Genomic DNA, 300 nt, shown 5'->3' on the forward strand with positions numbered 1-300 from the left:
CCCGGCATTGCGTGGGCCGGCCAACGGCCGGCGCTACCGATGCACTGTGCCGCCCGATGATTGATCGGGCGGCTTTATTTCACGCCAACGCCGGGTTGAGCGTGTAGGTGCCGTGCAATGCGGCTTCGGCCAGCACGTGGCCGTGCATGGCCGTGTGCACGTCGGCGGCGGTGAACGGGGTGGGCAGCTCGAGCGTGGCCCCGTCCAGCGCGAACAGGCGGAAGAAGTAACGGTGCACGCGTGCGTCGTTGAACGGCGGGTACGGGCGGGCGTAGCCCAGGGCCTGGCCGGCCATGGCGG

1 pseudogene is annotated in these 300 nt (G+C 70.3%); it reads right to left on the reverse strand.

The window, feature by feature from the left end:
• Window positions 1–79: 79 nt before the first annotated feature.
• A pseudogene (locus tag ACQG3P_RS19140) lies at window positions 80–300 on the reverse strand (YbhB/YbcL family Raf kinase inhibitor-like protein); the annotation flags it as partial.

The organism is Stenotrophomonas sp. SrG (assembly GCF_050031795.1).
GTDB classification, from domain to species: domain Bacteria; phylum Pseudomonadota; class Gammaproteobacteria; order Xanthomonadales; family Xanthomonadaceae; genus Stenotrophomonas; species Stenotrophomonas rhizophila_A.